The organism is Paenibacillus phytohabitans, from assembly GCF_013141775.1.
Classification (GTDB): domain Bacteria; phylum Bacillota; class Bacilli; order Paenibacillales; family Paenibacillaceae; genus Paenibacillus_AQ; species Paenibacillus_AQ phytohabitans.
The window spans coordinates 108786-123049 of sequence record NZ_WHOB01000027.1 but is presented as its reverse complement, the minus strand read 5'-3'; the positions used below and the strand labels follow the sequence as shown (position 1 = coordinate 123049).

The 14264-nt window shown below is 52.9% G+C and carries 7 protein-coding genes; 6 read left to right on the top strand and 1 reads right to left on the bottom strand.

All coding sequences use genetic code 11. The annotated features are described in order from the left end of the window. Nucleotides 1-152: 152 nt before the first annotated feature. The 6 genes from GC101_RS10950 to GC101_RS10925 all read left to right on the top strand — a co-directional run bounded on the left by GC101_RS10950 (nt 153) and on the right by GC101_RS10925 (nt 7726). Nucleotides 153-1502: an ABC transporter substrate-binding protein gene (locus GC101_RS10950; protein WP_216626553.1), complete on the top strand. Its 1350-nt coding sequence runs from the start codon at nt 153-155 to the stop codon at nt 1500-1502. A gap of 288 nt (nt 1503-1790) precedes the next feature. Beyond that, a complete protein-coding gene (locus GC101_RS10945; protein WP_171717276.1) occupies nt 1791-2666 on the top strand; it encodes a carbohydrate ABC transporter permease in 876 nt (291 codons plus the stop codon). A gap of 20 nt (nt 2667-2686) precedes the next feature. Then, a complete protein-coding gene (locus GC101_RS10940; protein WP_171717275.1) occupies nt 2687-3511 on the top strand; it encodes a carbohydrate ABC transporter permease in 825 nt (274 codons plus the stop codon). Nucleotides 3512-3563: 52 nt separating this feature from the next. Further along, nucleotides 3564-5822 carry a glycoside hydrolase family 65 protein gene (locus tag GC101_RS10935; RefSeq protein ID WP_216626552.1) on the top strand — a complete coding sequence of 753 codons (2259 nt, stop codon included), beginning with the start codon at nt 3564-3566 and terminating at the stop codon, nt 5820-5822. Next, nucleotides 5800-6510, top strand: coding sequence for a beta-phosphoglucomutase (pgmB, locus tag GC101_RS10930; protein WP_171717273.1), 711 nt, complete (start codon nt 5800-5802; stop codon nt 6508-6510). The genes GC101_RS10935 and pgmB overlap by 23 nt, the downstream gene beginning before the upstream one ends. After that, complete coding sequence (locus GC101_RS10925; RefSeq protein ID WP_171717272.1) at nt 6500-7726, top strand: DUF4432 family protein; 1227 nt, start codon at nt 6500-6502, stop codon at nt 7724-7726. The genes pgmB and GC101_RS10925 overlap by 11 nt, the downstream gene beginning before the upstream one ends. Nucleotides 7727-8434: 708 nt before the next feature. Here the strand turns inward: GC101_RS10925 and GC101_RS10920 are convergent. After that, nucleotides 8435-13993: a CBM35 domain-containing protein gene (locus GC101_RS10920; RefSeq protein WP_171717271.1), complete on the bottom strand. Its 5559-nt coding sequence runs from the start codon at nt 13991-13993 to the stop codon at nt 8435-8437. Between the last annotated feature and the right edge of the window lie 271 nt (nt 13994-14264).

Sequence of the window (14264 nt, the reverse complement as noted above, 5' to 3'; positions counted from 1 at the left end):
AAATCAGATTTGCTCAAGATATTATAAAAGATCATGCGGAAAAACGAATTCATAACTTTTTTTCTATGTTCTACAATGAGAGCTGTAAACAACTGTAATCGGCTGCAGGGTGATGCCCTGGCTTAAGCCATCATTCTAAAGGGGGATTTATTGTGCAAAAGTCTTTGTACAAAGCGGGCTGTACCTTAGCAGGCATGCTGATGCTGACCATGTCCATTACGGCATGCGGATCAGGGAATTCAGCAGAGAATAATGGAGCGGCCGCAACGGCAGGCTCAGGAAATGCAGCAGCGCCTGCGGCTAAAGCGCCGGTCAAAATTTCTTATCTTACGTTCCGGGTCGGCACGCATGCATCAGCCAAGATGGAGGAAGAGCAGATCAAGCAGTTCAATGCCAAATATGGCAATGAAGTGGAGGTTGTGGTTGAAGAGATTCCAAGTGATGCGGCATACGTGGATAAGATTAAGATTCTGGCAGCCTCCGGGGATGTGCCTGATGTCGTAATGGGCAAGGACGGAATTAATGATGTCTTGATCAAAGGGAATCTTGCAACCCCTTTCAATGATTATTTAGACAAGGACGCGGAATGGAAGGCAGCTATCGGAGAAGATGCACTTGCTTCCAATACCCGGGACGGGAAGATCTGGTCGATCAGCGATCAGAAGCAGAATATCGGCTACTTTTACAATAAAGAAATGTTTGACAAGGCAGGCATTAAGCCGGCGGAGACTTGGGATGAATTCATGAGCAACAACGAGAAGCTGAAGGCTGCAGGCTTCGTTCCGCTCGCCCTGATGACCGGGGAGAATGCCTGGACATCCAACCTGATTCTTGCTGCGATGATCGGCACTAACGGGGAGAACGGCAAGACGTTCATGAACACCCTGCACCCTACCGACTTCAATACGCCCGAAATGATTCAGGCGCTTAATATGATGAAGGAGCTGCTGGAGAAGTATACGACGAAGGATGCGCTTGGGGCGGGATATGCCAATGCAGCGAACGCGTTCAGCCAGGGCAAGGCTGCGATGATTGCCAACGGTCCCTGGATGATTGGAGACTTCAGCGATCCGACCAAATCCAGTGAAGGTTTCGATGCAAAAGTGGGTGTCGCCGCGTATCCGAATAACAGCCTGATTTCCACTTATGAGGTTGGCTATATGATCGGAGCCAAAACGCCGGAAACCCGCGATGCTGCGGAGAAATTCATCAAGTTCAAAACAGGGCTTGAAGGACAGACCCTCGCTCTTGAATACGGCAATGTCATGCCGGTATCGAGTGAAGTTCAGCCATCAGATGCACTAAAAGAGAAATATCCGATCATGGTCGAATCGATTACAGTCGCTCAAAAGACACAGCTGCATTACCGGACACTGGATTCCATCGTCTATCCGAACGTAACGGATGCCTGGAAGAACCTGTATCCGAAGCTGGCAGCGGGCCGGGCAACGGCTGAAGAGATTGCCAAGGAACTGACGGAAATTGCCGCTAAGAATAAATAAAGAGCAACGTAAGCTGAATAAAAGAAAATAACAAAAAGTGAGAGGACCGGAGGGGGATTTTGGAACTGTAGGAGCGATAGCGATCGCCTGAAAGCTTTCCGAGGAAAGCTCACTCCGGAAGCATAAGCAGTCACCGGATTTCACCCGCGAACAGCGGTTTAAATCAAGAAATCTGGGGGCGGGCAGCGGCCGGAAGTCCAAATATTCACCGCAGTGACGATTGAACTTTAAGTTAGCATCTTAATTTTAGCTTATATTGCATGACGAGGATTGGGGAGGACCATATGGATGGTTAGGAAAAATAGAGGATATATCACGCTTTTCCTGCTACCGACTGTAGCATTGTTTATTATTGTCTATGCCGTCTCACTTGTCATTCTGTTCAGCACATCCTTTACGGAATGGTCGGCAGGACGCAGCCCGGTGTTCATCGGTCTCGCTAACTATATCAAGCTGTTCACGGACGATGCCGATTTTCGCCAAAGCGCACTGAATACGGGGATCTGGGTCGTGCTGCAATCTACGGTCCACGTTGCCATCGGCACCCTGTTCGCGGTTATTCTCAGTATGAAGGAATTCTACTGGAAGTTTGCCCGCACAGTGTACATGTTTCCGAATATTATCTCAGGGGCTGCCGTAGGTATGCTGTTCCTGTGCATGCTCAATCCTGAATTCGGTGCAGTGAACAGTATCGTCCGTTTATTCGGCAATGCGGATTACTCCCAGAACTGGTTCATGGATTATGCCACAGCCTTTCTATCCGTTACGATGACCTGGCTGCCGTATGCGGCAGTCGTCACGATTCTCATTCTGGCCGAGATTGCGGCCATTCCGGAAAGTCTGTTCGAATCGGCACGTATCGACGGGGCCAGCAATTTCAAGATCAACCTGTACATCATCATTCCTATGCTGCGTAACATTATCGGGACCTGCGTGATTCTGTCGGGAACAAGCATGCTGCAGAAGATGGATATTATTCTAATGACGACAGGCGGCGGACCCGGCAATCAAACGATGAATTTGCCCATTTACATTTACAAGACCGCTCTCATGGACAATAACTTCGGTTATTCCAACTCAGTGGGCGTTTTCCTAATCGGCTTTGGCTTGATCTTTGTCCTGCTATGCCGAAATCTGTTCAGAATAGGCAGCTCCCAAAACTGAATGGAGCGGATGGGGTGAGAATGTTGAAAAAAAGTTTGGGTGTACTTAAGTATGGATTTGTAATCCTGATTGTCCTGTTGTCGCTGGGCCCGTTCCTGTGGGTGCTGCTGGCATCGTTTAAGACGAATGCCGAGATTCTGAGCAATTCGCTCGGCTGGCCAAGCAGCTTCCGCTTCTCCAATTACACGAAGGCCTTCCAGATCGCGCCGATATCCCGGTTCTACATCAACAGTGTAATTGTAGGGATCTTCGGAACACTGCTCAATCTGCTTCTGCTCGGAATGGCAGCTTATGTCCTGGCGCGCTTTCACTTCCGCGGCAAAAAGCTGCTGATGGGAGCCTTCTCCCTCTCGCTGCTGATTCCCGGCGCTGCGATGCTGCAGCCGCTGTACTTGACGGTTAACGCGCTCGGGCTATATGACAAGCTGATCGGACTTATTATTGTCTATACCGGCTTTGGGTTGCCGGTCTCGCTCTACATTCTATCAAGCTACTTCCTGACGATCCCCAAGGAGATGGAGGAATCGGCTTACCTGGATGGTGCCAGCTTCATTCAGACCTTCTTCCGGATTATACTGCCGATCTCGAAGCCGGGCTTCGGCACGGCGGGAGTCATGCAGTTTCTGCTCTGCTGGAATGAATTTCAATTCGCGATCATTCTGACGACAGGCAATCAGAGCCGGACCCTGCCGCTGGCGCTCTATTATTTCAAAAGTCAGTTTGCCAGTGACTACGGCGTCATGTTTGCCGCTACGATGGTCGTCATCATTCCGAGTATTGTAGTCTATATCCTGCTGCAGGAGCAGGTAGTATCCGGACTTGCTGCGGGAGCGGTCAAGGGATGACGGAGCGGATGAGAATGCCATGGAAAGATACCGGAGAATTGAGGGGTTGCAGATGAATGAGGAACACCTGTGGTGTCTGAAAGAAAACGGGTATCATGCCGGACTGCATAAGCATTATGAGGGGCTGTTTACCCAAGGGAACGGCTACATGCATGCCCGTGGAAGCTTTGAAGAGGGATGCAGCGATGCCCCTCAGGATGAGGAATATCTGCGTTTTCCGGATAACGTCACGCTGGAGAAACCGCGGCATCCGAAGTCCAAGCAGGGGACATTCATCCCGGGCATTGTGGCCCGGCATCCGCTGCTGAAGGAGGAGATTGTTAATCTTCCTTATATGTTGGGGCTTGAATTGTGCTCTGCAGGGGAGAGCCTCGATATGGACCGCTCCCGGATCAGCGGCTACAGACGCTGGCTGGATCTGCGCGATGGAAGCCTTCATCGTACATTGATCTGGGAGACAGCAGAGGGCATGCAGCTACAGTGCACCTTCGAGCGCTACATCAGTATGGCGGATACCCATCTGTGTATCCAGCGCATACAGGTTGAGGTGCTGGCGGGGGAAGGCAGGCTGGAGGTTGCTGCTTCCCTCCGGGGAGATGTACGCACCAATGGGATGAATCATTTTGATAGTGTAGTTCCCATGGCGGAAATTGGGGGCAGCCTGTCGCTTGAAACGCTGACGGAGCAGGGGAACCGGATCTTCATGCACTCTGCGCTGGAAGCCTCTGAAGCGGTGACATGGCAGGAGGAGAATAGCCTGGTGACGGCTGCGCTCCGGGGTGAATTCGCTGTGCAGACCGGGGACCGGCTGACTGTCAGCAAGTTGACGGCGGTGACCACGGACCGGGATATGGAGGAAGGCGAAGCCGGCAGCAGAGCGCTTGCGCAGCTTAGCCGTGCACGTGAAATAGGATGGGACCAGCTGTATGAACGGCATGCAGCTTGCTGGAAGAGCAAATGGCAGGAGGCCGATATCATCATCAAAGGAGATGATCTGGCGCAATTAAATGTCCGCGCTTCACTCTATCATCTGCTTCGTGCCAACGCACCGGAGGATGCCCGGGTGGCGATTTGTGCCAAGGGGTATGCCGGTGAGGCCTATTTCGGCCGGTATTTCTGGGACACAGAGATCAACCTGCTGCCCTTTTACCTGCACACCAACCCGCAGGCGGCCCGCAATCTGCTTCTGTTCCGCTACAATACACTGGACGGAGCCAGACGCAATGCGCAGAGTTATGGTTACAGGGGAGCAAGGTATGCCTGGGAGTCCTCGTTAAGCGGGGAAGAGCAATGCGCCAACTGGCAATACGCCGATCATGAAATTCATGTAACAGCGGATATAGTGTATGCTCTCTACCATTATGTGCGGGCAACAGGCGATGAAGATTTTCTGGAGCACTACGGCATTGATATTCTGGTGGAGACGGCACGGTACTGGTGTGACCGGGTAGACTGGAACCGGGAAGGAGTGGGCGAGCTGCTCGGCGTGATGGGACCGGACGAATATCTGCCCTTTACCCGTAACAATGCCTTCACCAACCGCATGGTCAAATTCAGTCTGGAGCAGACCGTAACCTGCCTGGACAGCCTGCAAGGCAGCAAACCGGATAGCTATGCAGCTGCTGTAGAGCGGCTGGGTTTTCGCCCGGAGGAACAGGAGCTGTTCCGGCATACGGCAGAGAAGCTGCGGCTGCCCTATGACAGCGGGACGGATATTGTTCCGCAGTCTGACGATTTTGCTTCCTTTGCGGATGTGGATTTTGCCGGGATCTGGACTGACAGGTCCAGACCCTTCGGCCATTTCATCTCCCAGGAGCGCAATTACCGCTCCAAGGCGCTTAAGCAGGCGGATGTGCTGGAACTCATGCTGCTGTTCCCGCAGGAATTCTCCCGGGAGCAGCTGAAGGCGGCCTATGACTATTATGAGCCGATCACAACCCATGATTCCTCCTTGTCCGTGGCGGTTCACGGCATTGTGGCCTCCTGGCTGAATCAGCCGGAAGCGGCGGTGAATTTCCTGCAGCGGGTAATGGCTATCGACCTTTCGCTAGAGAAGAAGGGTGCTGCCGAGGGGATTCATATCGCCAATTGCGGCGGCTTGTGGCAGCTGATCGTATACGGGTTAGCCGGTCTGAAGAGTGCGATGTGGAGCAATGACATTGAGCTTGAGCCGCAGCTGCCTAAGGGCTGGACGGAGCTGAGCTTCCAGCTTGCCTGGCAGGGGGAGCGCTACCGGATCACGATTCATCCGGATGCTCATGAAGTGCACAAGCTGGAAGGGAGGAGCTATGTTGCGGGCACAACCCTTTGAGGCAGCTATCTTTGACCTGGACGGTGTCATTGTCGATACCGCGAAATTTCACTATCAGGCCTGGAAGCGACTTGCCGGTGAGCTCGGCTTCGATTTCAGCGAGAGCACCAATGAGCAGCTGAAGGGCGTTAGCCGTATGGAATCGCTTGAACTTCTGCTGCGCTCCGGCGGAATCACAGACCTGACGGCGGAACGTAAGGAGGAGCTGGCTTCCCGCAAAAATGAGTGGTACAAGGAGCTGCTCGATACGCTTACTCCGGGCGATGTATTACCCGGTGTAAGCGGCTTTCTTGGGCTGTTGCGCTCACGCGGAGTCAGGACAGCGATTGCCTCGGCGAGCAAAAATGCTCCGCTGATTCTGGAGAAGGTGAACATCAGACCGCTGTTCGACGCAGTGGCGGACGGGAACACCATCGGCAGGGCGAAGCCGGACCCGGAGGTGTTCCTGCAAGCAGGCAGGCTGCTTGGAGTAGCCCCGGCCGCTTGTTTTGTCTTTGAGGATGCGGCCGCCGGTGTAGAAGGGGCGATCCGGGCGGGCATGCGGGTTGTTGGTATCGGTGACGGGGCACTGCTTGCCCGCGCTCACCTTACCATCGCCAGCTTTGAACAGCTCGAACCCGTGTTTCTGCTTAGCCACATTGGCTTAAACGGTGACAGCGGAAGGGGGGATTGTTCGAATGAGGAATGAGAGGGAAAGTGAGGAGCTAGTAAGCAATGGGCGAGTAAGCGATGAGCGGATAAGCAATGAACGAATAAGCGATGAGCAGATAAGCAGTGCACAGATTAGCGAAGGGCGAATAAGCGAATTGACGCTGGAGCAGCTGCAGCCGGGCACTCCCCAGGTGCTGCCTGGAGGAGGCTTTGTCACCCTGACACTTGTTACGGACTCCTTCGGCTCGCACCTACACCTTTTGACTATATCCAATGGCCGGCTTGTCTTTACCGTGATTCTGGAACGGGGGATGGACATTGGGGAAATCCGGCTGGATGCGGAGAAAATTAGCTGGGAGCGTGAAGAGCGGTACCTGCTCCATCCGGATCATGTAGATCTATCCGATAATGAGCATTCGGGCTGGGATTCAGGCTTCTATGCAGCGGTGGCTGCCATTGGGCCGGAAATCTTCGGTACCCCGGATGAGGTAAGAACCGTCCACGGGACGGGGTCCTATTCCCCGGCACTGCCGGAATCGGTGCGGCTGACCTGGGATGAGCAGCAGATCTGCCTGGAGGGTAATGTTCCGGTGAGGGGATACGGGCCCTTGCCTGTGTATGCCAAAACAGTCCGGATCGTAACCCGCTACGGGGCAGCCACGCTGTTCCGGGAAGATACGGTACGGAATTTAACGGAGGTTGCGCAGCCAGTGGATGACGGGTTCCATATTCAGCTGGCGGGAGCGTATATGACGGGTGGGGGGAGTTATATCCTGCCGGTCTCCACCGCAAAAATGCTGCTCCGCGACTCTGCCCCGCCTGAGGTGGACCCGTTAACCATCTACGATTCCGAGACCAGGCTGGACCCGATCCGCTGTTATCAATACGTTCCTGAGCCGGTAGAGGGGCTTGCGGATCTGCCGCAGGTCCGGGACTATTGCGCAGACGGGGGCGGGGAGCAGCTGACAGCCGAGATGCTGGTGAACGCCGGGCAGGATACGGCAGCCTATGTCATTCGTTCCCTGCAATGTTATCCCCGTTCACTAATCGCCAAGCGGGCGGTCACTGACCGGATGTATGCGCTGGAGCCTAGCAAGACCAGACCCAATTCGCTGGAGCAAAAAACCATAGACGGTGAAGTAGTCTATATCGGCCCCCGCGGTCAGAGCACCGGCTGGATCATCATAGGAGCAACACGTGATCCGCAGGAAATCACAACCTTTGCGCACATGATCCGTAGCGCAGCAAAATAACTGATTTATACCCGGAGCATGGACTCCAGCTATATAAGGTAAACTTAAGAACGATGGCCAACTGATTGACACTTCCTGTGTAGATCAAGGATTCGGCCAGCACCGCAGGTTAGAATCTAAGTTCCTTCTACAATAGGTTTAAAAGGGATTACAAATAACCAGCCACCGGAAAGCTACCGGCGGCTGGTTATTTAACTTTCAGTATGTTCCTGGTTTTCGGTAGACAGCAAACTTTATTGCGGGCATCCCTCCAGCGTGCGTATACAACCTGAAATCTTGCACGAAATACAACATTTGTCTCCTTAAATCGGCGGTAATTAAAGATTGTTGTATGAAATACAACATTTCTCCTTCCTCGAGCGGCCTACCGGGGAAATTCTTGCATTTCGTACAACAATCCTCCCTAACAGCCCCGTATCCTGGCAGGCAAGTTGCAGAAAGTACAACATTTGTATCCTCGCCAGGTGGTCTTAAGCCATTGTTCGGTTGCGGTTGCTTCGGGAAAAGATTTCGTGCATACCGTTTGGGAAGTAGAAGTAGAAGTAGAAGTAGAAGTAGAAGTAGAAGTAGAAGTAGAAGTAGAAGTAGAAGTAGAAGTAGAAGTTTATAGTCATAGGATATATAAGAGGCGCTCCCCCAGGAACTGTATCCGGGGGGGCGCCTTATTTATGCCTTGCAGAACAGCTACACTCTGTTTCCGTGCTAGACTTATTTCAAATAATTCAGCAGGATCTGCGCAGCTTCTGCACGGGTGGCGGCAGCCTTCGGAGCGAAGGTACCGTCAGCCCGTCCGTTCACGAAGCCGAGTGAGGCCGCAGCGGCTACATGTTCTGCTGCCCAGCCGGAGATGTCCGCAGCATCCTTCATAGAAGTGATGTCTGCAGCGGCCGGGATTGCACCATGCTGGAGCTTATAAGCCCGCATCAGAATGACAGTCATCTCTTCGCGGCTGATCTCTGCATTCGGCTGGAAGGATACCGGACTCCGTCCGGTAATCAGCCCTGCCTGCACCATGCCGGAAAGAGCATCCCTGTACCAGGCATCTTGCGGAACATCAGCGAATGCGATGCTGCCAATGCTGGCGTCGTTCCCGCTGTTGCCACTGCCGTTATCGCTGTCGTTCCCGCTGGTGCCGCTGTCGCCGTTCCCGCTGTCTTTCCCGCTGGTGCCACTGCCGGCACCGTTCCCGATGCCGTTGCCACTATTGCTACCGCCGCTGCCCAGCTGCAGCGCACCGGCCATCAGCTGCACGAATTCAGCCCGGGTAATATTCCGGCCCGGCTGATAAGCCTGCTCCGAGATTCCCTTGATCAGATGTTTCGCAGACAGCTCACGCAAGGCTTCGAACGCCCAGTGTGTGACTGGAACATCGCTGAATTGCTTGGAATACTCCAGCAGCGCATACGTGCCGCTGCCCTCGAGAAGTCCCTTTAATCTGCCCGCTTCAGCTGCTCCGCCCAGATAAGTGAGTGTACCGTCACTGCTCACACGGTACAGGCCAAGCAGCCTCGAATCAAGCCCATCCGCTGGCCAGCTGACGCTCACCGGAACCGGATAATCCTCCAGATGGATCGCTGTCCCGTCAGCCTTTACCAGACTCAGGTCATAATCCATCAGCTTGCCTGCCAGCGCTACGCCAGCTTCTGTCTTCAGCTTCGCAGCTTCCAGTGTCTTATGCTGCGCCTTCAGCACAATCTTAGCGCCGCTGCTCCCGGCAGCAGGCACGGCTTCCGCCAGCTGCTTCAGCAGCTCCGGCGTCAGTACCAGCTCTATTCCGTCTCCCTGTACACGCAGGGAATGGGTTCCCAGCAGTGTCCCGGCATTCACCGGAAGCTCAACCGTAGCCGCTTGCCCTACCTGGACTGTAACTACCCCGTTCACCGCAGGACTGCTCAGCTGAGCAGCTGTTATGACTGCAGCCGAAGGTCCCGGCGTTGCGGTAGGCTGTGGTGTTGCCGCAGGCTTCGCCGTAGATGAAGGCGGACTTGTTGCTGTCACCGGCGGGTCCGTTGGTGTCGCCGGAGGATCTGTTGGTGTTACCGGCTGACGGTTGACAGTCAGCTCAATCGTCTCTGTATCGACCGCATCCATATAAGCATACTCCCCGATCATACGGGTGTTCATAACCTCAACCTTGTATGCCCCTGCATCAGATATAGCAGCCTTATCCAGTGTCAGACTGCTCCCGGCCGCACCATCCAGCACAAGATCGTTCTTCAGCCAGCGGTAGCTCAGCTCTCCATACACAGAATTGGCTACAACGTTAAAGGTAACTGAATCCCCTTCCTTTACCGGATTTACACTTGCCGTAAACGACTGGACCACCGGTATTTCATGTGCCGGATAGACCTTGAGCACCAGCTCCGTTCCGGTGATACGTTCCGGATTCATCTCGGCTTTGCCGGTCAGCACCACACGGTACTGCGTTCCGTCATCTTCCATTCCCGGCGTGAAGCGGTATACTGCACCGGTAACACTCGTTAGCGGCAGCCAATCCCCGCTGTCCGGACGTTTTACTTCCCAACCGATAGACGCTACGTCACCTGTTGCATCAACGAGCAGCGTCAAAGGTTCGCCCTCAACGGCGTCCATGGCAGAAGGTAAATCTACCGCAAAGGCAGGGGGAATCCACTCTACTGCAGCCGGGAGCACTTGCAATATATATTCCTGCTCGCCGGTTAAGCCGCTATCGTCTGCCACAACCGCCTTATACCGGTAGCCGCTCATCGCTTCTGTCAACGCCGCCAGCGTCAGGCTGTCGCCCGAACCGACCGGCTCACCATAATCATAGCCATCGCCCTTGTCGAGGTACCAGGTGAAGGACAGGGTTCCTTCTCCTTTACCGGCGGCGCGGAGTACTCCAGCTGAACCCGCCCGCATCAAGCCTTCACTGACAATCTGCACCTCCGGCGCCTTTTGATTCCATTTGGCCGTCAGCGTCATTACTCCCGGCACGGTCTGATTAGCAAAATCCCATTTCTCGGATTCGTTATACCAGCCCTCCAGCACATAACCTTTATTCATTACGGCCGGAGCCGTTAACTGCTCGCCGTATGCAGCCTGAACGACTGTCTGTCCCGGACTTCCGCCATTCGCGTCAAAAGTAATATCATAGCGCCCGTTCAGCTCGGTCAGAGCGCTGATTTCACTATTGCTGAGGTTACGGACTTCAATTTTCATCCGCTGATTATCCTTCGCCTGATCATCCGCAACTCTCACTGCTGCACCGTCACTCTTGGACGCTCCTTCTACAGTGATTACTTTATTATTGCTTTTGTTAATGATCTTGTAGTAATCTCCGTCTTTCTCCAGCTTCCACTGCTGCGTATCCGGTATCGTTCCGGAAGCTTTCGTATTCTGACACAGCTGCTGGATTGCTGAACCGGGAAGAATGTCGAGCACATGGCCGCTTTGGACCGACTGAATCTGGTAATAGCCTGTGCCGAGATCCAGGAATCTCCACAGCTGATTATTACCGTCACCGTTAGACCACTGGTTAATCACCGCCAGCGGATCACTGGAGACTCTGTCCACATCCAATGCTTTTCCGCTGTGCTTGGGCTGGATTTTGACCATTTTCTCCGGAATGATCTTGCCCGCAATCGAGCTCATAAATCCGCCGCTCGTCTTATCAATCGTGAGACTGTCGACATTGAATCTGCCGGTATCTCCTTGTTCGCGGATGAATTCAATTGTATTCTTGCCGGCTTTGAGATTCACGGACTCCGTACTGTTAGCCCAGATATCCCAATTCGCTGTCGGGGTTAAGGACACTTGCTTGATTCTCTGTCCGTTAACCGTCATCGACATGGTAATATTCGAGCTTTGTACCCCGGAATACCGCAAAGTCGACGTATAGTCAGCTGTATTAGGGACGTTTACTTCAAACTTCAGCGTGTCCCCGGTCTGCTCGAATCCGCCTACGAACCCGTTGCCTTCATACCATAAATGATCCCTGACAACCTTGAGGCTTCCTTGCCGGGTGGCATCCTCGGCCTGATATCTCCACGGAGTACGCTTGTTAAGGTGAATACTGTCCATACTTAGAATGCCGGAGTTTCCTGTTTCATTCTTATAAGTAATTGTGTTCTTACCCGCCTTCAGACTTAACGTGTCAAGCTGCTCCTTCCAGACGGTAAGTCCGCCGGTAGAGGGGAGGGTAATATTCTTAATCTTCGTGCCGTTCAAATACAGGCCATAGGTTGTGCCTGCAGCCTCTTTGGCATATCTCAGCTTCACATCATAAGAGGCTGCATTCTCCACATTTACCGCAAACTCCACGGACGAACCCGCTTTGGACAGCCCGGTGACATAACCTGTTCCCAGATTGCCGTCTTTGGCGTAAACCACTGCAGCATCGTTCCCGCCAGTCAGCTTGGCATCTTCTGCTCCATAATGCCAGGTAGTGGCTTCTGTTACGGTTATAAAGTCCAGATTGACGTTGCCGGTATCGCCTTCGTCATATTTATAAGTGATCGTATTTTCCCCTTCTTGAAGGAAAACATTATCATAGCGGTCGGCCCAGCTGTCCCAGCTTTTTAGGCTGAAGAAATCGACCTGCTTAAGCTTTTGCCCGTTCACATACATAGTCAGCGTCCGGTCATCGTTGAATCCCAGGCTGTAGCCCAGCTTAACCGAATAGCTGCCGGCAGCAGCGGCATTTACCTTGAAGGAAACTGCAGAGCTGGAAGTCCAGAGTCCTCCGGCAAATCCCGTTCCGCTGTAACCCGGATGATCTGCGTCGGCCTTTGCATTTCCGGACAGCACGGCATTTTCTGCTTCATACAAGGTGCTGCGCTTGATAATCATGGCATCCAGAGCCAAAGCACTCTTGCCGGACAGGCGGATTGTGTTGCTTCCGGCGTTAAGCGGAAGGTTATAAACCGATTTCAGATCGAAATTCGCCTCAAATCCGGCATTCGAAGGGAAGGAAAGATCGCGGTTTGCTCCCCCATTAACGCCTAATTTCATGGTAACCGGATTCGCCGTGTTATTGTTGTATCTGAAATCCAGCGAGTAGGTCCCGCCAGCAGTAGTGTTTACTGTAAACTCTATATAGTCATTAGTGCTGCTGTTATTGTATTTTTGGTATACGCCGCCCGAAGCATAAGCCGTTCCTCCGGGGATTCTCGCTACTCCCGACAGCTTTGCCTCCTCGGCTTCATAGATTTCGCTTCTCTCTTCTCCGGAAGGTCTGTTCAGGACTGTGCCGGGGTTGGAAGGAATGCCAAGATTGATGAAATCATTATCATCCCAGTGAATCCGCTGCGCTCTTATGCCTCTGTTCCCGCCGCCTTGCCCATGGGTCGGTATGCCGTGATACAGAATCCAATCCTCGCTGTCGTCTTCGGACTTCAGGAACAGGGGAGAGCCGGGGCCATACGAGCTGTTCTCATCCGATCTTTTCATCACAGGCTCAGGGTATTTGACCCATGAATCCGCATTCATCACATCTGAGGATGCATCCGCAACGGATACGCCAACCGCATAGTTATCATTCATGAAGCTGCTGGCCGAGTAGGCAAAATAGATTTTACCGTTTCTCTCGACTACCGCAGCGCCTTCGTTGATATTATCGTTTTTCTTTTCCCAATCATATTCCGGTTTGGCCACCGTGCCTTCCGGCCCCTCCAGGGTCCACGGGTTCTTCATTTTGACAATCGTCGGACTCTCATCGAATTTCGTATTCTCCGGATTCTGCGGGTCCGTGAAATAATAGTATTTGGTATAGGTGAAGTAGGGTTCCCCTTTAATCGTAACCACGCCGCAGGCCAAACCGTAGCCTTCCGTGTTCAGCAGTCCCTGCTTGACCGTAACCTGCCCGTCGCTGTCTTCATTGGCGGATTCGCCCTTCAGCTCCCAGGTTCCTTCGAAAGGATCGGGTGATGCGTTCTCCAGAACGTAGGAGCTTGGATGTCCATATCCGAAGCTGTCCTCCGGGCCGGAAGAGAAATACAGATACCACTTGCCGTCCAGCCGGTAGACATATGGACCCCACACATAGCCGAAGTTATCGGGCTTCTTCCAGACCACTTTGCTTTTGGCCGTAGATACGCCGAGAATGGTTTCATGCCTCTTCAAAGTGATGTTATTATCGCCTGAAGATGCAGAATAGTAATAACCGTCAGCAGCCCTGGCCACGGTAGGATCAGCACCGCCCATAAGCGGGTTAACGTAATTAGAGGTTACATCGGCGTAAGAGATGCCTGACAGCAGTAATGAAAGTATCAACACCAGGGGGAGCAGCTTTGAGCTTTTTTTCCTCATATGAATCTCCTTTTCTAAGCAATTTCTGATCATTTTGACAAAAGTTATGTTCACTTGCCCTCCTCCGCAAAGATATGACCCTGCTTTTCTTGAAACCGCTTACCATTAATTGCAGCGCTACGCTTCCATTATAAATTAAGAGCGGAACTGTTTTTCCGCATCATGTTTTGCGATATTTTGAGCGATTGGCCGAGCCGGAGAGGGGGCGGGGAGAGCAGCCCGGTGTTCTTGCTATATTTTTAGCTTTCTTATGTTATTTTTACGCTGTATA

What these genes read in the sequence shown, in the direction of transcription:
- GC101_RS10935 (WP_216626552.1), top strand. Translation starts at nt 3,564, where the DNA reads ATGAATGAGGAACACCTGTGGTGTCTGAAAGAAAACGGGTATCATGCC.
- pgmB (WP_171717273.1), top strand. Translation starts at nt 5,800, where the DNA reads ATGTTGCGGGCACAACCCTTTGAGGCAGCTATCTTTGACCTGGACGGT.
- GC101_RS10925 (WP_171717272.1), top strand. Translation starts at nt 6,500, where the DNA reads ATGAGGAATGAGAGGGAAAGTGAGGAGCTAGTAAGCAATGGGCGAGTA.
- GC101_RS10940 (WP_171717275.1), top strand. Translation starts at nt 2,687, where the DNA reads ATGTTGAAAAAAAGTTTGGGTGTACTTAAGTATGGATTTGTAATCCTG.
- GC101_RS10920 (WP_171717271.1), bottom strand. Translation starts at nt 13,993, where the DNA reads ATGAGGAAAAAAAGCTCAAAGCTGCTCCCCCTGGTGTTGATACTTTCA.
- GC101_RS10945 (WP_171717276.1), top strand. Translation starts at nt 1,791, where the DNA reads ATGGTTAGGAAAAATAGAGGATATATCACGCTTTTCCTGCTACCGACT.